This window comes from Helicobacter pylori (assembly GCF_030323545.1).
Classification (GTDB): domain Bacteria; phylum Campylobacterota; class Campylobacteria; order Campylobacterales; family Helicobacteraceae; genus Helicobacter; species Helicobacter pylori_CO.
In genome coordinates this window covers 771,424-790,083 of record NZ_CP122954.1, presented here as the reverse complement: position 1 = coordinate 790,083, position 18,660 = coordinate 771,424, and the positions used below count along the sequence as shown (strand labels likewise).

Below are 18,660 nucleotides of genomic sequence, written 5' to 3'. Positions count from 1 at the left end.
CCTCTCTTTATAGATATACCGCTTCACATGTAATTGTATAAAAGATTTTTTTGAGAGACTCTACGGTGCTAATATGTTTTAAAAGATCATTAGGGTCATAAGAATTGAATACGGCCAATAAAACATTATACAGCTTATCATCGCATAGAATTTCTCTTGTTTCCCCACGCAATGATAGAAAGCAGCGTTGTTTATTAGTCGTGCTGATGCTTTTGAAAGTAAAAAAGTCTTTCACTTCAGGATTGATCTGTAATTCCACATTCAATCCCATTTCCTTACCCTTTTCATCAAAGATTTTTTCAATAACTGGATCGTAATGCTTCAAATCCTTTATTTTTTTAAGGACTCTATTGACAATCACGAAGTCAAAAACTTCATCTTTGATAATATCGGGATTGACTTCTTTGAAAGTTACTTTCTTGTCTTTCAAATTTTTGATAGTCGCCTTGAAACTATCAAAATCTAAATTCGTATAAACACGCCCATTGGGAGTGTTTTTTTCTTTTTCTAGTGCTTCTTTTTTTGCTTGATTGTCATCACTTGCTGACCCATACGAACTGAAAACAACGAAACTTAAGAGAACTTTCAAAAAAAAGTCCCTTAGCTTTTTATTACTATTATTGTTGATCAATTTAGCTAGCTCCTCCACCTTCGCCAATATTGAAGCCAAACTTAGTGCTCAAATAGATAATACCACCCGCCACCGCTAACATAGCTATGGGCTGCGCATAAGCAAAAACAGTCGCCTGACCTCTTTTGATGTCATCAGAGATTTTCCAAATATCCGCTATGCCTTTGACCCCTAGAGCACAACCACCCACGATCGCTAGAACAGAAATGATCTGAATCACCAAACTTCTAGTTTCAGTAATGCCTGTTGCAGGACTGGCGACCGCCATTAAAGGATTGGTTGTTACCACTAGCCCTAAAGTTACTACAACTTTCTTGTAGCTGTCAGTGATTCTTGTAAAAAATTTCATGCGTTTCCTTTCAAATTTGAAATAATGGTGTGATTATACCAAAAAAAAATATTTTTACACTTTCACGCAAGCACCAATAAACCTACTTGTCCCAACCTTTTTTGTTTCTCAAGTCGTTGTAGAATTGTAGATCTTTAGGATCTTTGATATATTTTTTAATCGTCTCAGGTTGAAACCTAAAAACAAGCAAAAACAAACCCAAGCTGATCAGAGTGAGAATAAAGCTCCATTTTAAGCAACTCCATAGACCACTAAAGAAACTTTTTTTGAAGCTGTCTTTGAAAATCTGTCCTATTGATTTGTTTTCCATCGTGGATCACCAACACTTCTTGTTAAAATTTGTCTATTTTAGCGAGTTTTTGTCAATTGTGGGTAAAAATGTGAATCGTTCCTAGCCTTTAGATGCTTGCAACGATTGGAATTTTTCAATATTAACAATATTAATGAAAAAATGCCTAATATTGTGGTATAATAAGAATGTTGAAAGACATAAACTGACCACTCAAGCGTGTGGTGGTTTTTAGCAGTCTTTGATACAACAAGATACCGATAGGTATGAAACTAGGTATAGTAAGGAGAAACAATGACTAACGAAACCATTAACCAACAACCACAAACCGAAGCGGCTTTTAACCCGCAGCAATTTATCAATAATCTTCAAGTAGCTTTTCTTAAAGTTGATAACGCTGTCGCTTCATACGATCCCGATCAAAAACCAATCGTTGATAAGAACGATAGGGATAACAGGCAAGCTTTTAATGGAATCTCGCAATTAAGGGAAGAATACTCCAATAAAGCGATCAAAAATCCTACCAAAAAGAATCAGTATTTTTCAGACTTTATCAATAAGAGCAATGATTTAATCAACAAAGACGCTCTCATTGATGTAGAATCTTCCACAAAGAGCTTTCAGAAATTTGGGGATCAGCGTTACCAAATTTTCACAAGTTGGGTGTCCCATCAAAACGATCCGTCTAAAATCAACACCCGATCGATCCGAAATTTTATGGAAAATATCATACAACCCCCTATCCCTGATGATAAAGAAAAAGCAGAGTTTTTAAAATCTGCCAAACAATCTTTTGCAGGAATCATTATAGGGAATCAAATCCGAACGGATCAAAAGTTCATGGGCGTGTTTGATGAATCCTTGAAAGAAAGGCAAGAAGCAGAAAAAAATGGAGAGCCTACTGGTGGGGATTGGTTGGATATTTTTCTCTCATTTATATTTGACAAAAAACAATCTTCTGATGTCAAAGAAGCAATCAATCAAGAACCAGTTCCCCATGTCCAACCAGATATAGCCACTACCACCACCCACATACAAGGCTTACCGCCTGAATCTAGGGATTTGCTTGATGAAAGGGGTAATTTTTCTAAATTCACTCTTGGCGATATGGAAATGTTAGATGTTGAGGGAGTCGCCGACATTGATCCTAATTACAAGTTCAACCAGTTATTGATTCACAATAACGCTCTGTCTTCTGTGTTAATGGGGAGTCATAATGGCATAGAACCTGAAAAAGTTTCATTATTGTATGCGGGCAATGGTGGTTTTGGAGCCAAGCACGATTGGAACGCCACCGTTGGTTATAAAGACCAACAAGGTAACAATGTGGCTACAATAATTAATGTGCATATGAAAAACGGCAGTGGCTTAGTCATAGCAGGTGGTGAGAAAGGGATTAACAACCCTAGTTTTTATCTCTACAAAGAAGACCAACTCACAGGCTCACAACGAGCATTGAGTCAAGAAGAGATCCGAAACAAAATAGATTTCATGGAATTTCTTGCACAAAATAATGCTAAATTAGACAACTTGAGCGAGAAAGAGAAGGAAAAATTCCGAACTGAGATTAAAGATTTCCAAAAAGACTCTAAGGCTTATTTAGACGCCCTAGGGAATGATCGTATTGCTTTTGTTTCTAAAAAAGACACAAAACATTTAGCTTTAATTACTGAGTTTGGTAATGGGGATTTGAGCTACACTCTCAAAGATTATGGGAAAAAAGCAGATAAAGCTTTAGATAGGGAGAAAAATGTTACTCTTCAAGGTAACCTAAAACATGATGGCGTGATGTTTGTTGATTATTCTAATTTCAAATACACCAACGCCTCCAAGAGTCCTGATAAGGGCGTGGGTGCTACGAATGGCGTTTCCCATTTGGAAGCAGGCTTTGACAAGGTAGCTGTCTTTAATTTGTCTGATTTGAATAATCTCGCTATCACTAATCCTATAAGGCGGGATTTAGAAGATAAACTAGTCGCTAAAGGGTTGTCCCCACAAGAAGCTAATAAGCTCATCAAAGACTTTTTGAGCAACAACAAAGAATTGGTTGGAAAAGCTTTAAACTTCAATCAAGCTGTAGCTGAAGCTAAAAACACAGGCAATTATGACGAAGTGAAAAAAGCTCAGAAAGATCTTGAAAAATCCCTAAGGAAACGAGAGCATTTGGAGAAAGAAGTAGCGAAAAATTTGGAGAGCAAAAGCGGCAACAAAAACAAAATGGAAGCGAAATCTCAAGCTAACAGCCAAAAAAATGAGATTTTTGCGTTGATCAATAAAGAGGCTAATAAGGACGCCAGAGCAATCGCTTACGCTTCAAATCTTAAAGGCATCAAAAGGGAATTGTCTGATAAACTTGAGAATGTCAACAAGAATTTGAAAGACTTTAGTAAATCTTTTGATGAATTCAAAAATGGCAAAAATAAGGATTTTAGCAAGGCAGAAGAAACACTAAAAGCCCTTAAAGGTTCGGTGAAAGATTTAGGTATCAATCCAGAATGGATTTCAAAAGTTGAAAACCTTAATGCAGCTTTGAATGAATTCAAAAATGGCAAAAATAAGGATTTCAGCAAGGTAACGCAAGCAAAAAGCGACCTTGAAAATTCCCTTAAGGATGTGATCATCAATCAAAAGGTAACGGATAAAGTTGACAATCTCAATCAAGCGGTATTAGTGGCTAAAGCAACGGGTGATTTCAGTAAGGTAGAGCAAGCGCTAGCCGATCTCAAAAATTTCTCAAAGGAGCAATTGGCTCAACAAGCTCAAAAAAATGAAGATTTCAATACTGGAAAAAATTCTGCACTATACCAATCCGTTAAGAATGGTGTGAATGGAACCCTAGTCGGTAATGGGTTATCTAAAGCAGAAGCCACAACTCTTTCTAAAAACTTTTCGGACATCAAGAAAGAGTTGAATGCAAAACTTGGAAATTTCAATAACAATAACAATAATGGACTCAAAAACGAACCCATTTACGCTAAAGTTAATAAAAAGAAAGGTGGTGTAGGGCAAGCAGCGGGCTTCCCTTTGAAAAGGCATGATAAAGTTAGTGATCTCAGTAAGGTAGGGCTTTCAGCTAGCCCTGAACCCATTTATGCTACGATTGATGATCTCGGCGGACCTTTCCCTTTGAAAAGGCATGATAAAGTTAGTGATCTCAGTAAGGTAGGGCTTTCAAGGAATCAAGAATTGGCTCAGAAAATTGACAATCTCAATCAAGCGGTATCAGAAGCTAAAGCAGGTTTTTTTGGCAATCTAGAGCAAACGATAGACAAGCTCAAAGATTCTACAAAACACAATCCTGTGAATCTATGGGCTGAAAGTGCAAAAAAAGTGCCTGCTAGTTTGTCAGCGAAACTAGACAATTACGCTACTAACAGCCACACACGCATTAATAGCAATATCAAAAATGGAGCAATCAATGAAAAAGCGACCGGCATGCTAACGCAAAAAAACCCTGAGTGGTATAAGCTCGTGAATGATAAGATAGTTGCGCATAATGTAGGAAGCGTTCCTTTGTCAGAGTATGATAAAATTGGCTTCAACCAGAAAAATATGAAAGATTATTCTGATTCGTTCAAGTTTTCCACCAAGTTGAACAATGCTGTAAAAGACATTAAGTCTGGCTTTACGCAATTTTTAGCCAATGCATTTTCTACAGGATATTACTGCTTGGCGGGAGAAAATGCGGAGCATGGAATCAAAAATGTTAATACAAAAGGTGGTTTCCAAAAATCTTAAAGGATTAAGGAATACCAAAAACGCAAAAACCACCCCTTGCTAAAAGCAAGGGGTTTCCTAACTAAAGCATTCCATTGAATACTAACACGAAAGGCTTTGTTCTTTAAAGTCTGCAAAGACATTTCCTGCCCTAAAAAGACTTAACCCTTTATTCAAGATGTTGTTCGCAGCGTTAATATCTCTGTGTTCTTTATACCCACAATCAGGACACAAATATTGCTTGTGATTCAATTTGAGCTTGGGGTTGATGCTCCCACAATGAGAGCAAGTTTTGCTGGTGTATTGTGGGGGAAACTTTCACTAGCAATTTGCCATTATGCTGTTGTTTGTAGTCTAGCAAACTCGTAGATAGGTAATTCTTTTCCAAATATAAAAACGCTTTTCATGGATCTCTCTAAAGCGCTTTATAATCAACACAATACCCTTATAGTGTAAGCTATAGCCCTTTTTGGAATTGTGTTATTTTGACTTTAAATTTTGATTAGCGTTACAATTTGAGCCATTCTTTAGCCTGTTTTTCTAGCCAGATCACATCGCCGCTCGCATGAAATTCCACTTTAGGGAATGCGCATGCGTTTTTCTTAAGGGTGTATTTTTGCTGCAAATATTCTACAATGGCATCGCCAGAATGGATGAGTAGGGGGGGCGTTGGAAGGGCAAAATGATCCATAAAATAGCCTTCAATTTGGTGAGCGATCAAGGGAAAATGCGTGCAACCTAAAATAACCACTTCAGGTAAGATCTCTAATGGAGTGAAATAATAACGCATGCAAGTTTCTAGCAATTCGCCCTCTAAAATATTTTCTTCAATCAAAGGCACAAAAAGAGAAGTGGCTAAATGCGAAACATTCAAATAGCCTTGTTGTTTCAGGGCGTTGTCATAAGCGTTGGATTGAATCGTCGCTTTTGTCCCTAGCACTAAAATAGGGGCGTTTTTATCTTTTACTTGTTGTTTGATCGCTAAAATGCTTGGCTCAATCACGCCCACAATAGGGATTTTGGAATGCTTTTGCATCTCTTCTAAAGCCAGAGCGCTCGCTGTGTTGCATGCCACAATCAATAATTCAACCTTGTGCGGTTTGAAAAAATCCAAAGCCTCTAAGCCAAATTGCTTGATCGTGGTGGGGTCTTTAGTGCCATAAGGCACTCTAGCGCTATCGCCATAATAGATGATTTCATCAAATAGTTGCGCTTTTAAAAGGCTTTTTAAAACGCTAAACCCTCCCACACCGCTATCAAAAACGCCTATTTTCATGACACTTTTTTAATTTAATGGGATTTTAATAAGGGATTTTATTTTTCATTCATTAAATTCAAAAATTCTTCATTGTCCTTAGTTTGTTGCATTTTAGAATACACAAAGCTTAAGGCTTCTATGTCATCCATTTGTTGCATCACATTCCTTAAAACCCACACTTTAGTCAATCGGTCTTTGCCAAGCAAGATATTATCTTTTCGTGTGCCGGATTTTAAAATATCAAAGGCCGGGTAAATGCGCCTGTCTGCAATATTCCTCGCTAAAACGATTTCGCTATTCCCGGTGCCTTTAAATTCTTCAAAAATCACCTCATCCATTCTAGATCCCGTTTCAATCAACGCAGTAGCGATAATCGTCAAGCTCCCGCCTTCTTCAATATTCCTTGCGGCTCCAAAAAAGCGCTTGGGCCTGTGCAAGGCGTTCGCATCCACGCCCCCACTTAAAACCTTACCGCTTGAAGGCGTTACAGCGTTATACGCTCTGGCTAAACGAGTGATTGAATCTAATAAAACCACCACATCTTTTCCCATTTCCACTCGCCTTTTAGCCCTTTCTAGGACTAATTCAGCGATTCTTATGTGGTTGTTTGCGGGTAAATCAAAAGTGGAGCTAAAAACTTGTCCCTTAACGCTTCGTTGCATATCCGTAACTTCTTCAGGGCGCTCATCCACTAAAAGGATAATCAATTCCACTTCAGGGTGGTTAGAAGTGATGCCTTGGGCGAGTTCTTTCATCAGCTCCGTTTTCCCAGTCCTTGGTGGCGCAACAATCAAAGCCCTTTGACCTTTCCCCACAGGGCTGAATAAATCTAACATTCTGCCGGTAACTTTAGTGGGTTCGTATTCTAATTTGATTTGTTCATCAGGGAATAGGGGGGTTAGATTGTCAAACAAAGGGCGGTTTTTAATCTCATCTGAAGGCAAATAATTGATGGCTTCTATTTTTAAAAGGGCGTAGTATTTTTCCTGGTCTTTGGGGGATCGCACTTGACCGGTAACAATATCGCCATTCCTTAAAGCAAAACGCCTGATTTGAGAAGGGCTGACATAAGTGTCGTTATGCCCATCTGAAAAACTCCCATCAAACCCTCTTAAAAAGCCATAACCATCAGGCATGATTTCTAAAATCCCGGTAAAAAGAATGTATCCACCTTGCGTAACTTGGGTTTTTAAAATTTCAAACATCAAGTCTTGTCGTTTGAATTCTTGGGGGTTTTCCACTTTAAGCTTGTTAGCGATTTCTAAAAGCTTTTCAGTAGGGTAGGTGCGTAAATCTTCAATGTGATAACCGCTCACTGGCGTGTGTGTTTTGACTTTGTGCGAACTTTTGTGCGTAGGTGCGTTTTCGTTCATTAAATTTCCTTTTAACAAAAAGAGATTTCTGGTTTGTTGCAATTAAGATAAAAATACAAAAAGCTAAAGCATTCTTAAAAAATTAGTGTAACCAAAAGATGCTAATAAGTGGCCCATGCCACAAGTGTTGAATTTCGTAATGCTTCGTTATGCTATCATAATTTTTTTAACAAAGTCAAATTTTATTTTAACTTTAGAGTGGTTTTAATTTGTTGTTACTTATGCTATAATCTTAAGTTTAAATTTAAAAATAAAGGATACTTGATGAAAAAAGGCATTCACCCCGAATATATCCCATGCAAAGTTACTTGCGTAACCAGCGGGAAAGAAATTGAAGTTTTAAGCACTAAACCTGAAATGCGTATTGATATTTCCAGCTTTTGCCACCCTTTCTATACCGGTAGCGATAAAATCGCTGACACTGCAGGGAGAGTAGAGAAATTCAAGCAACGCTACAACTTGAAGTAACTCTTTTAAAAAGCGTGGCTTTTTGTGCTGTATTTTTTGCCCACTCCTATAGGTAATCTCGCTGACATTACGCTACGCACCTTAGAAGTTTTAGAGCGTTGCGAGGTTTTTTTATGCGAGGATACAAGGGTGAGTAAGAGGTTGTTGCACTTGCTTGCGCAAAACCCTGTTATTAGCCATTCTTTCCCTAATATCGCTACTAAAAAAAGGGAATTTATCGCATTCCATTCGCACAATGACCGGGAATTTTTAAACCAAATAGAGCTTTCTTTTTTTGACAAAGAAATCGCTGTGATGAGCGATGCGGGCATGCCAAGTTTGAGCGATCCAGGCATGAGTTTAGCCGCTTACGCTTTAAAACATAACATTCAATACGATGTTTTGCCTGGGGCTAATGCGCTCACTACGGCGTTTTGCGCGAGCGGGTTTTTAGAAGGGCGATTTTTTTACGCCGGCTTTTTACCTCATAAGAGTAAGGAAAGGCGCTTAAAAATCGCTAAAATTTTAAACGCTTTAGCGTATTTAGAAGAAAAAACCCCGGTGGTTTTTTATGAAAGCCCGCACCGATTGTTGGAGACTTTAAAGGATTTAAACGATTTGGCTAAAGGCATGCATTTGTTTGCGGCTAAAGAGCTTACCAAACTCCACCAGCAATATTATTTAGGAGAGGTTTCTCAAATCATAGAGCGGTTGCAACAAAGCACTATCCAAGGGGAGTGGGTTTTAGTGCTTTTGAATGAAAAAAAAATAGAGCCTTGCATGGGGCTATCGGCGTTATTGGAGTTGGATTTACCTCCTAAAATTAAGGCTAAAATTGAAGCCTCTATGACACAAAAAAACGCTAAAGAGCTTTATTTCCAGCGTTTGTTAGAAGAAAAAAATCAATAAAAGGGGTTTAGCATGCAAGCAGTGGTTTATGGCAAGCAGGTGGTTATGCGCCTTCTAAACTCCCATCAAGAAAAATTGCAAGAAATCTATCTTTCTAAAGAAATAGACAAAAAGTTTTTTTTCGCACTCAAAAAAGCATGCCCTAATATCATCAAAGTGGATAATAAAAAAGCGCAAAGCTTGGCTAAGGGGGGGAACCATCAAGGGGTTTTAGCTAAGGTGGAACTGCCCTTAGCGGTTTCTTTAAAAGAGGTTAAAAAAGCTCAAAAACTTTTGGTACTTTGCGGGATTACGGATGTGGGGAATATTGGGGGTATTTTTAGGAGCGCGTATTGCTTAGGAATGGATGGCGTTATTTTAGATTTTGCTAAAGAATTGGCTTATGAGGGGATTGTGCGATCCAGCTTGGGGCTTATGTATGATTTGCCTTTTAGCGTTGCACCTAACACGCTGGATTTAATCAATGAATTGAAAACGAGCGGGTTTTTATGTTTGGGTGCGAGCATGCAAGGCTCTAGCCAAGCAGAAAATCTATCCTTAAAAAAATGCGCTCTTTTTTTGGGGAGCGAGCATGAGGGATTGTCTAAAAAAATCCTTGCTAAAATGGATGCTATATTGAGCGTAAAGATGCGAAGAGATTTTGATTCGCTCAATGTGAGCGTGGCAGCAGGGATCTTAATAGATAAAATCAACTAGGTGGTCAATTGAATGGAACAGCATAAAAAAAGTTTAGAAAATTTAGATCTTTCTGATGTTCAAAACATTTCTAAAGATATTTCTGGTGCGGCTTTAGAAGAATTATCGCTTAAAAATTTAGATAAAAATTTGCAGATTTTAAAAGAAGTTGGAGTGGCAGAAATTTGCAAGGCGACTAAAATTGCTTCTAAAAATATCCATTCTATCTTGGAAAAACGCTATGAGTCTTTATCAAGGGTGCATGCTAGGGGATTTATACAAATTTTAGAGCGCGAGTATAAAATTGATTTGAGCGCATGGATGAAAGAATTTGACAAAGTGTGTGTTTTTAAAGAGGGCGTAAGTGAAGAGAAAAATCAAGAAACAGATCCTGAAGAAACAGCAAAAAAACCCCTTAAGGTTGAATTGGATTACAGCATCAATCAAGCCAATACTTCATTATCCAAAAAATCTTCCAAATGGAAACCCTTTGTTTTGGTTATAGGGGTGATTGTCATTGTGTTGGCGATCGTTATCATTCAAAACAGCTCTTCTTTAAAAGAAGAAAGAGAGCAAGAAAGCGCTATTAAATCCGGCACTAAAAAGAGTTCTTTCAATAAAGCTAATCCTACAGAAGAAAACAAGCCAGAGCCAACGCCTAAACTAGGAGAAAAACTAAAAGAACAAGACAGGCAAGAAAAAGAAGCGATCAAAGAAAATCCTAATACCATTTATATTATCCCTAAAAAAGATATTTGGGTAGAAGTGATTGATTTGGATGAGAAAAAAAACTCCTTTCAAAAGGTTTTTAAAAAAAATTATTCTTTAGAAACCAAAAACCACCGCCTGTTGTTGCGTTTTGGGCATGGGCATCTTAGTCTTAAAAACAACCATCAAGAACAAGAATATAACGACAGCAAAACCAGGCGGTTTTTATACGAGCCAAATAAAGGCTTAACGCTCATCAACGAGGCCCAATACAAAGAACTCCAGCAATGAAAAACCTTTTTTTAGCTTTTATTGTTGGGGGGACGCTATTAAGCGCTGATGCTTTAAACGATAAGATTGAGAATTTAATGGGGGAGCGAGCCTATCATACGAACAAGCTTTTTTTAGAGCGTTTGTTTAAAAATCGTAAGGATTTCTATGTGATGGGGCGTTTGGATTCCTTGAAACTGCTCAACACTCTCAAAGAAAACGGGCTTTTGTCTTTTAATTTTGACAAACCAAGCATGTTGAAAATCACTTTCAAGGCTTCAAGCAATCCGCTAGTGTTTGCCAAAAGCATCAATAATTCTTTGAGCATGATGGGGTATTCGTATGTTTTGCCCATTAAGATGCAAAGCTCTTTGGGCGAGAATGTTTTTTCATACGAGCTTAAAACGGAATATGTTTTAGACCCTAATATTTTGATAGAGACGATGAAAAGGCATGGTTTTGATTTTACAGATATTAGACGGGTGTCTTTAAAAGAGTGGGAATACGACTTTGTCTTACAAAAAATCAAGCTCCCTAATGCGAGAGTCTTAGTTTTGAGTAGCGATCCTGTGGAGTTTAAGGAAGCGAGCGGGAAATATTGGCTGAGCGTGAATCAAAACGCGTATTTAAAAATAAGCTCTAATAACCCTTTGTGGCAACCCAAAATCATTTTTTATGATGAAAACTTAAAGATCATTCAAATCATTGCTAAAGAAAACAGACAACAAGAAATCGCTCTTAACTTGCTTGATGGCGTGCGTTTTATCCATATCACTGACGCGAAAAACCCTATCATTTTAAAAAACGGGATTAGCGTGGTTTTTGATGCGATGCCTTAAGTAGGGGTAACCCTTATCCAATTGATTGGAATATGAGAAAATCCGCTTTCAGGCTTGAAAAAAAAGAGCCTTAATAATAGCGATCCACCCAATATTTACCAAAAAAAATCTTTTGTATCACACAGCCCACCAATAGATCAGCTCCCGCTTCTATAAAAAAGACAGCCCACCAATTAATAAAGCCAAACCATACAAAAAATAAATGCGCTGGTAAAGCGCCAAGCAATAGTGAAATGCCGCTCACAATAGAAATTCCAAAGCGGGTTTTAAGGATTTTACTTTTTTTGCCAAACGCCATGTCTGCTACAAATTCCCCACTAAAAGAAATCAAAAACCACCAAATCAAATGTTCAGGCATCAATAACCAAGCAACTGCGATACTTCTATTAACCGCTGTAATGACAAGAAGTGAGAAAAAATACACGCTCAAAGATGCAAAATGCCTACCCCTATCCCTTAAAGACCAATTCCTAGAAAAGCGGCTTTTGATTTTTTCATATATAACCATGGGATTTCTTTCTTTTTTAAAATACCATTAGACCTAACTTTTGTATTGTAAAATAAGAATGCTTTCATTCAATATGTTGAGCATGATGATTGTCTTTTTATATTCAAACAAAAGGAGAGAGATAGCAGATTGGTAACATAATGATGTTTTTTATATTATTTTACAAACTATGTAAAATATTCGCTTTTTTCTAAAATGATAGCAAGTAGTGAAAAATTTGGCTTTGTTTTTATCGAGCGTTGGTTATGAAAAAATATTGCATTTTTTAAGATTGGATAGTAGAGAGCTTGATTTTATTCAAGCGGTATTTTTAAAGCGGTCTTTAGGGGGGATTTTAGTTGGGGAATTATTTCAAAACACCCCTTATTTCTTTAAGAAAATGGGTTTAAAATAAAGTTTAAAAACACAATTTTAAAAGTTAAAGAACCAATTATCAATATTTCATTAAGGCAAAGTTTTTTATAGATCTAATTCATGCCCTCCACAAACGAACCAAGCGACATCAATTTTTGATAGCGGTTGTCAAGGAAATGAGGGTCTTGTTGGATAGTCCTTAGAGCGTCCAAAAAATACTCTTTGATCGTGTTAGCGGCTGAAAATTTGTCTCTATGAGCCCCTTTGCTAGGCTCTAAGATAATATCATCAATAAGCCCCGCCTCCTTTAAGTCTCTAGGCGTGATTTTCATCGCTTTAATAGCCACTTCAGTCTTGCTAGGGTCATCCCAAAGAATCGCCGCACAACCTTCTGGGGATATAACGCTAAAAATGGAATATTCCATCATAGCCAATTTGTCAGCCACCGCAATCGCTAACGCACCACCACTGCCCCCTTCACCAATAATTACAGAAATAGTAGGGACTTTTAAGGAAGCGAACTCTTGGAGGTTTTTAGCGATCGCTTCACTCTGGCCTCTTTCCTCTGCGCCAATCCCCGGATACGCCCCGGCTGTATCTACAAGCATCAAAATAGGCAAATTAAACTTTTCAGCAAATTTTGCCATTTTCAAAGCCTTACGATAGCCGCAAGGGTTGGGCATGCCGAAATTTCTTAAGAGCTTGTTTTTAGTCCCTCTGCCCTTTTCTTCTCCGATCACCACAACCGGAACATTATCAATCTTCCCTATAAAACACACGATCGCTTTATCATCGTTATAGTGCCTATCTCCAAAGACTTCATACTTATCTTTTAAGATGAGATCAATGTAATCCATAGCGTAGGGTCTGTCAGGGTGTCTTGCTAATTGGAGTTTTTGAAAATCAGTGAGATTGGAGTAAATGCTTTTAACTTCCTTGTCCAATCTTTTTTCTAAGATTTCTTTAGCGTCCTCATCGCCTCTAATAAGGGATAATTCAATTTCATTTTGAATCTCTTTAATATGATTTTCAAAATCTAAATAAATGGCCATTCAAAATCCTAACTTTGTAAAACTAGGCTTTTTTGAAAATCACAACACCATTAGTGCCACCAAAACCAAATGAGTTACTCATCACCGCATCCACTTGCTTTTCTCTGGCCGCATTGGGGATATAATCCAAATCGCATTCTGGGTCAGGCGTTTCTTGATTGATAGTAGGAGGTAAGATTCCTTGATTCATGGCCATGATAGAAATAACGGCTTCTAATGCACCCGCAGCGCCCAAACAATGCCCAATCTGCCCTTTAGTGGAGCTGATGGGAGGGACTTTTTCTTTAGAGCCAAACACATTTTTTAGAGCGATGCTTTCATACCAATCGTTATAATGCGTGCTAGTCCCATGAGCGTTCACATAGCCTACTTCCACTTTCGCCATTTCTAAAGCCATTTTCATGGCTCTAAAAGCCCCTTCGCCCTCAGGAGCCGGGGCTGTGATGTGGTTAGCATCGCCGCTCTCGCCATATCCGGCAAATTCTGCATAAATTTTTGCCCCTCTTTTTTTCGCGCTCTCGTATTCTTCAAGCACCAAAGCCCCAGCACCTTCGCCCATCACAAAACCATTGCGATCCTTATCAAAAGGTCTTGAAGCTTTTTTGGGATCATCGTTCCTTGTAGAAAGGGCTTTAATGCTCGCAAACCCCCCAATCCCTACAGGACAAATGGTGGATTCCGCTCCCACGACTAGCATTTTATCAGCCCCATTAAGCAGAATGGTTTTAACGGCCTCAATAATGGCATGAGTGCCTGCTGCACAAGCCGTTACGCTAGAGAGGTTAGGCCCTTTAATGCCAAACTCAATGGAAGTGAAACCACCAATCATATTCACTAATGCAGAAGTGATAAAAAAGGGATTGACTTTTCTAGGGCCTTTTTCAAAACAAAAAATGGAATTCGCTTCAATATTGCCTAACCCGCCAATCCCAGAGCCAGAGCTTACGCCCATGCGATTTGCCAATTCTTCAGGGCATTTATTGTGAGCGTCTAAAATCCCACTATCTTTCATCGCCTCTTTTGTGGCTTTCAAAGCCAATTGAATGAAACGACCCGCCTTTTTAACATCTTTGGGATTCATCACCTCTGTAGGGTCAAAGTCAGTGATTTCTCCAGCAATACGCACAGGAAACGCGCTCGCATCAAAACTTTCTATGTGTTTGATACCGCATTCCCCTTTAGCGATCGCTAAAAAAGAATCTTCTTTATTTAAACCTAGCGAATTGATCATTCCCATTCCAGTTACTACAATCCGACGCACCAATAGCTCCTCATTTCAAAACTTTAATTCAATAAAACTAGATTTTAGCTAAAGCCAAATTTTTAACTAAAACCTGGAGACAAACGCTCCAAGTTAAAAAGATTAAGCTAGTTTATTATCCTCAATATACTTCACCACATCGCCCACATTGACGATTTTTTCCGCTTGCTCATCAGGAATCTCAATGTCAAACTTTTCTTCTAACGCCATGATTAATTCCACGACATCTAAAGAGTCCGCACCCAAATCCTTCACAAACTCCGCCTCTGGCGTAACTTGTGCCGCATCCACATTCAACTGCTCAGCAATAACTGCCTGAATATCTTCAAATAAAGCCATAATTAAAACTCCCTTGTTTTGTAAAAATTAAATCAACCATTATTGGAGCGTTTATTTTTGCTCCAAAACATCTAAAATCCTATACAACAAATAAATTACAATGAGAAACAATATTAAGTAAATAATCCCCATTTGATAATAACCTCTTTGTTTTAGAATAACCTCATAATGTTAGCATGATTTTTGCTACTTACAAACTTTTATCGCTAAAAGAACCCTTTGTTTAGGACTACATATAAAGCCCGCCATTGACTTTGAGAGTCTCTCCAGTGATGTAACTAGAGTGATCACTCAAAAGAAACGCTACCGCTTCTGCCACTTCCTTAGCAGACCCTAGCCTGTTTAAAGGAATGTTTTTAACATAATCCGCTTTGAGTTCGTCTTTCAAATTGGCGTTCATGTCGGTTTCTATAAAACCGGGCGTTACAGAGTTGAAACGAATATTCCTTAAAGCTCCCTCATAAGCAAAGGACTTGCTCATCGCAATCATCCCCCCCTTACTCGCTGAGTAGTTTGTCTGCCCCATATTACCTCTTTCACCAATGATAGAAGCGACATTAACCACACTCCCAAAACGACTCTTACTCATCACCTTTAAAGCTTCTCTGCAACCTATAAAGGCTGAAGTGAGGTTATTATCTATGACATGGTGAAAATCTTCTGTTTTCATTTTGATCGCTAATTTATCGCGCACCACACCGGCGTTATTCACCAAGTAAGACAAACCTCCATCGCTTTGGACAATGGTTTGTATCGCTTCAATAAAACCGCTTTCAGAAGCCGCATCAAATTTAATGACAGCTGCCTTATAGCCTTTTTCTTCAAGCTCATTTTTCAAAGCGTCAGCCACTTCAGCATTACTGCGGTAATTGATCCAAACTTTCAGCCCCATGGAAGCGAGAGTTTTGGCGATTTCAGCCCCAATACCTTTAGAAGCCCCAGTAATAAGAACATTTTTCCCTGTGAATTGCATTATTCCATAATCCTTACATTTTAAATTCGTTCAAGTTTTTATAGTCTTGATTCATAACGCCTTAACATATAAAGACGCTTTAAGACTTTCTTTTTAGCGCTGATTTTTTGTTTTTTGCGTTTTTCAGTCTTAGACTCAAAGAACCTTCTAGCGCGGCACTCTGTTACCACCAAATTGCGATCGGTTTGCTTTTTGAATCTCCTATAAGCTTCATCAAACGCATCGCCTTCTCTAACCTTAATCCCTGGCATACTGCTATCACCTCTTTTCCATAGCTTAAAATCATTGCTTAACAATGGCTACAAATGAAACAGCATTATATAAGACGAATTAACTGGTTGTCAAGAATTTTCACTTTTTTCTGGCAATTTTGTTAATAAGGTTATAAGGATCAAAGGCGACCGTCATATACACTTGGTAAGATTCTGACCAAGGCAAGCTCCTATCAAAGCCCCCACGCATCGCATTAAGCACGAAATTGATGCGGACCGATGCGAAGTCGTTTTTCCAGTTGTAATAGAAATCAAAACGGTTATACATGTTGGCTTGAAAGAATGGCACGCCACGATAAATAGGCGTGGGGCAATATGAAGGCGTGCAATACATTTCAACATACTGGTATTGGTTATAAAAAGGCATCTCTGGGGTCTTGGCGAAGAAAAATAAATTGTGGATGCCAAAGCCTTTGTATTGGATCTCCACATCCAATTGCCCGCCCACGCTGTTCATAAAAGGCACATTTTTGTGAATTTGTCTTAATCGGCTTGATTCAGAAACCATGCCAAAACTGGCGTTGAGCTTTTCCATAAAGGGGGCGATGTCTAAAAGGCTTGTCCCTATGTAAGCGTTAAAGTAGAGGCGATCCATAAGATAAATATTATTGTTGTCAATCGCTTTTTTTTCATTAAACTGCATGCCATCAGCCCCATTCAAAAGGTATTTGTCTTCGTTATGGAACAAGACAAAATACCCTCCAATACCCAATAAATCCTTAAAGAAATTATAAGCGACAGAGCCGTTCATTTGAAACCTGTCCATCGCGTTCCCATAAGGGTTTCTCCCAAACTTACAAGTGTTGTAACAATTGCCTCCAAACCAATCCAGCATGAACTCCGCATGCCCATAATAGGGTTTTGAAGGCGAATAATGGTTTTGAAATTGCAATAAAAAACCCCTAGCGTTTGGATCGATAAACCAATAATAAGGGGCAAAAATATTCAAACCATACCTTCCTAAGAGGTTTTTTCTAGGAAAGATGCCACCATAAAAAGTAAAACGCTTTCCCCTAGCCTTATAATACATAGTAGGCCCCCAGCGGTAGGGAAAATTAGTGCTGTAGTTATGGAAGTTTTGAAAAAAATACGCCCCTACAGTAAGGCTTTGCTCCACACCTCTTGTATAAAATTGGATCCCAAAATTTGGAGTCAAACGGGTTTTAAGATTGGTGTTAGTATTGACCCAATAAGGCGTTGAGCCTTCATGGTCCATGATAAACATATTGAAACCCAGATTGTATTTAAAAATATTCCAATCAAAAGCGTAAGAATTAACCGCTAACAAACAGACCAAAAAAGAATGTTTTAAAAAGGTGTTTATTGCCACTTGTTACCTCTATGTCATCATTATTTTTGATAAAAAAGCTTATCTTGTAACCAATGGGTATTCTAGCACATCTAAAAATATTTTTCTTTAGATTTAATATAAAATAGCGCTTATTTCATGTTAGAATAGCCGTTATGATGTTACATTACATACTAACTAAAAAAGGAAATTTTAATGGAATTAGGAAATAAAAATATAAAACCCGGTCGCAAGCGTGTCGCTGTAGATGAGTTGAAACGCAATTTTTCAGTTACTTTTTATCTCTCTAAAGACGAACATGATGTTTTAAGACGATTAGCTGATGAAGAAGTAGAAAGCGTCAATTCCTTTGTCAAACGCCACATTTTAAAAACAATCATTTATAAAAAAGGCACTAACCAAGATCTTTCTATTAATTGCGATTCTTCCAGTAGGCTTTAAGCCTACTTTAAGGTCTTCGTCCTTTAAGAGCAACACCCACTAGAGCATTTAGTTTTAATCCCTACTGATGAGCGATCCATCAAGCAAAACCCTTTCCCCTCTAAATAGCGTTTCGCATCAAATCCGGCCACAAACAAGCCTCCAGCAAATAACGCCAAGTCTTTAACCACTAGCCTTCCAGCCCCAGAAAGCCATGGGAAATGCTGATTGACAAACACTTCGGGAGTTGTGAATAAAAAAGACAGAGTCGTGATCGTCATTCCAGCGACAAGCAAGCCTCCAATCACGCCCATTAAAGGCATCCAAAGCCCTAAAAGCACCAAAATACCTAGGATCATAATCGTGATCCCTAAAGCTTCAGCCACTAAATAAGTGCGGTTTTCTTTATGCCATTCTTTGTTTTCAACGATTTTAGGGTCATCTTGCATTTCTTCTTGCATGGATTGGGATTCAGACATTTTGTGTTGTTTGTATGCGGGTTTTTCAAATTGATACATGAAAGAAAAGAAAGGGGAGTTAGCCACAAAAGGAGCGATCCCTTCGGCTTCATACGGCACAAACTTAAGCCCTCCAATCCAAATAAAAATGATAAAAATAGCTATATGCATCAAATAGCCGCCTAAATTCTGGAGTTTTGTCATCACTTCAAGCAATGATTTTAACGCTTGCATGGTTTTATTCCTTTA

The 18,660-nt window shown here is 38.2% G+C and carries 21 protein-coding genes and 1 pseudogene; 8 read left to right on the top strand and 14 right to left on the bottom strand.

Features of this window, described 5'->3' with window-relative positions:
• Positions 1-7: 7 nt before the first annotated feature.
• The 3 genes from cagD to cagB all read right to left on the bottom strand — a co-directional run bounded on the left by cagD (position 8) and on the right by cagB (position 1,290).
• Positions 8-631, bottom strand: coding sequence for a cag pathogenicity island type IV secretion system protein CagD (gene cagD / locus QAP06_RS03765; protein WP_286467226.1), 624 nt, complete (start codon positions 629-631; stop codon positions 8-10).
• 1 nt (position 632) lies between these two features.
• On the bottom strand, positions 633-980 hold the full coding sequence (cagC, locus tag QAP06_RS03760; RefSeq protein WP_286467221.1) for a cag pathogenicity island type IV secretion system protein CagC: 348 nt from the start codon (positions 978-980) through the stop codon (positions 633-635).
• Between the two features lie 82 nt (positions 981-1,062).
• Positions 1,063-1,290 (bottom strand): cag pathogenicity island protein B, encoded by a 228-nt coding sequence (cagB, locus tag QAP06_RS03755; protein WP_000428887.1) that lies wholly within the window; start codon positions 1,288-1,290, stop codon positions 1,063-1,065.
• 273 nt (positions 1,291-1,563) lie between these two features.
• Here cagB and cagA point away from each other — a divergent pair, with 273 nt between their 5' ends.
• Entirely contained in the window at positions 1,564-5,007 is a 3,444-nt protein-coding gene (cagA, locus tag QAP06_RS03750; RefSeq protein ID WP_286467216.1) for a type IV secretion system oncogenic effector CagA, read from the top strand.
• A gap of 81 nt (positions 5,008-5,088) precedes the next feature.
• Here the strand turns inward: cagA and QAP06_RS03745 are convergent.
• The 3 genes and pseudogenes from QAP06_RS03745 to rho all read right to left on the bottom strand — a co-directional run.
• Positions 5,089-5,362: pseudogene (locus QAP06_RS03745) on the bottom strand (zinc ribbon domain-containing protein); the annotation flags it as partial.
• A gap of 132 nt (positions 5,363-5,494) precedes the next feature.
• Positions 5,495-6,262: a glutamate racemase gene (murI, locus tag QAP06_RS03740; RefSeq protein WP_286467204.1), complete on the bottom strand. Its 768-nt coding sequence runs from the start codon at positions 6,260-6,262 to the stop codon at positions 5,495-5,497.
• Positions 6,263-6,300: 38 nt separating this feature from the next.
• A complete protein-coding gene (rho, locus tag QAP06_RS03735; protein WP_001004709.1) occupies positions 6,301-7,617 on the bottom strand; it encodes a transcription termination factor Rho in 1,317 nt (438 codons plus the stop codon).
• A 264-nt stretch (positions 7,618-7,881) separates the two neighbouring features.
• Between rho and rpmE the strand changes: the two genes are divergently transcribed.
• Genes rpmE through QAP06_RS03710 form a run of 5 tightly spaced genes read left to right on the top strand, consistent with a single transcriptional unit; the run spans position 7,882 to position 11,465 of the window.
• Positions 7,882-8,085, top strand: a complete 204-nt coding sequence (gene rpmE, locus QAP06_RS03730; protein ID WP_000715278.1) for a 50S ribosomal protein L31 — start codon at positions 7,882-7,884, stop codon at positions 8,083-8,085.
• A 24-nt stretch (positions 8,086-8,109) separates the two neighbouring features.
• Complete coding sequence (gene rsmI / locus QAP06_RS03725; protein WP_286467198.1) at positions 8,110-8,973, top strand: 16S rRNA (cytidine(1402)-2'-O)-methyltransferase; 864 nt, start codon at positions 8,110-8,112, stop codon at positions 8,971-8,973.
• Positions 8,974-8,985: 12 nt separating this feature from the next.
• Entirely contained in the window at positions 8,986-9,669 is a 684-nt protein-coding gene (gene rlmB, locus QAP06_RS03720; protein ID WP_286467191.1) for a 23S rRNA (guanosine(2251)-2'-O)-methyltransferase RlmB, read from the top strand.
• A 12-nt stretch (positions 9,670-9,681) separates the two neighbouring features.
• Complete coding sequence (locus QAP06_RS03715) at positions 9,682-10,647, top strand: sialidase (RefSeq protein ID WP_286467179.1); 966 nt, start codon at positions 9,682-9,684, stop codon at positions 10,645-10,647.
• Positions 10,644-11,465, top strand: a complete 822-nt coding sequence (locus QAP06_RS03710) for a hypothetical protein (protein WP_286467175.1) — start codon at positions 10,644-10,646, stop codon at positions 11,463-11,465. Before QAP06_RS03715 ends, QAP06_RS03710 begins: the two co-directional genes overlap by 4 nt.
• Before the next feature lie 70 nt (positions 11,466-11,535).
• Here the strand turns inward: QAP06_RS03710 and QAP06_RS03705 are convergent, their stop codons facing one another.
• Positions 11,536-11,973, bottom strand: a complete 438-nt coding sequence (locus QAP06_RS03705; RefSeq protein ID WP_286467168.1) for a hypothetical protein — start codon at positions 11,971-11,973, stop codon at positions 11,536-11,538.
• A gap of 208 nt (positions 11,974-12,181) precedes the next feature.
• On the opposite strand from QAP06_RS03705, the gene QAP06_RS03700 reads away from it, so the two are divergent.
• Entirely contained in the window at positions 12,182-12,367 is a 186-nt protein-coding gene (locus tag QAP06_RS03700) for a hypothetical protein (RefSeq protein WP_240447960.1), read from the top strand.
• A 73-nt stretch (positions 12,368-12,440) separates the two neighbouring features.
• Here the strand turns inward: QAP06_RS03700 and accA are convergent, their stop codons facing one another.
• The 6 genes from accA to QAP06_RS03670 all read right to left on the bottom strand — a co-directional run bounded on the left by accA (position 12,441) and on the right by QAP06_RS03670 (position 17,554).
• Positions 12,441-13,379, bottom strand: coding sequence for an acetyl-CoA carboxylase carboxyl transferase subunit alpha (accA, locus tag QAP06_RS03695; protein ID WP_286467151.1), 939 nt, complete (start codon positions 13,377-13,379; stop codon positions 12,441-12,443).
• A 22-nt stretch (positions 13,380-13,401) separates the two neighbouring features.
• Entirely contained in the window at positions 13,402-14,640 is a 1,239-nt protein-coding gene (locus QAP06_RS03690; protein WP_212854003.1) for a beta-ketoacyl-ACP synthase II, read from the bottom strand.
• Positions 14,641-14,742: 102 nt separating this feature from the next.
• Positions 14,743-14,979 (bottom strand): acyl carrier protein, encoded by a 237-nt coding sequence (gene acpP / locus QAP06_RS03685; protein ID WP_078250396.1) that lies wholly within the window; start codon positions 14,977-14,979, stop codon positions 14,743-14,745.
• 229 nt (positions 14,980-15,208) lie between these two features.
• A complete protein-coding gene (gene fabG / locus QAP06_RS03680) occupies positions 15,209-15,952 on the bottom strand; it encodes a 3-oxoacyl-ACP reductase FabG (protein ID WP_024117712.1) in 744 nt (247 codons plus the stop codon).
• A 38-nt stretch (positions 15,953-15,990) separates the two neighbouring features.
• Positions 15,991-16,203 (bottom strand): 30S ribosomal protein S21, encoded by a 213-nt coding sequence (rpsU, locus tag QAP06_RS03675; protein ID WP_001117778.1) that lies wholly within the window; start codon positions 16,201-16,203, stop codon positions 15,991-15,993.
• Between the two features lie 100 nt (positions 16,204-16,303).
• Positions 16,304-17,554: a hypothetical protein gene (locus QAP06_RS03670; protein ID WP_000996948.1), complete on the bottom strand. Its 1,251-nt coding sequence runs from the start codon at positions 17,552-17,554 to the stop codon at positions 16,304-16,306.
• Between the two features lie 174 nt (positions 17,555-17,728).
• On the opposite strand from QAP06_RS03670, the gene QAP06_RS03665 reads away from it, so the two are divergent.
• A complete protein-coding gene (locus QAP06_RS03665) occupies positions 17,729-17,974 on the top strand; it encodes a ribbon-helix-helix domain-containing protein (protein WP_000418861.1) in 246 nt (81 codons plus the stop codon).
• Positions 17,975-17,997: 23 nt separating this feature from the next.
• Here the strand turns inward: QAP06_RS03665 and QAP06_RS03660 are convergent, their stop codons facing one another.
• Positions 17,998-18,645: a YkgB family protein gene (locus QAP06_RS03660; protein WP_286467123.1), complete on the bottom strand. Its 648-nt coding sequence runs from the start codon at positions 18,643-18,645 to the stop codon at positions 17,998-18,000.
• Between the last annotated feature and the right edge of the window lie 15 nt (positions 18,646-18,660).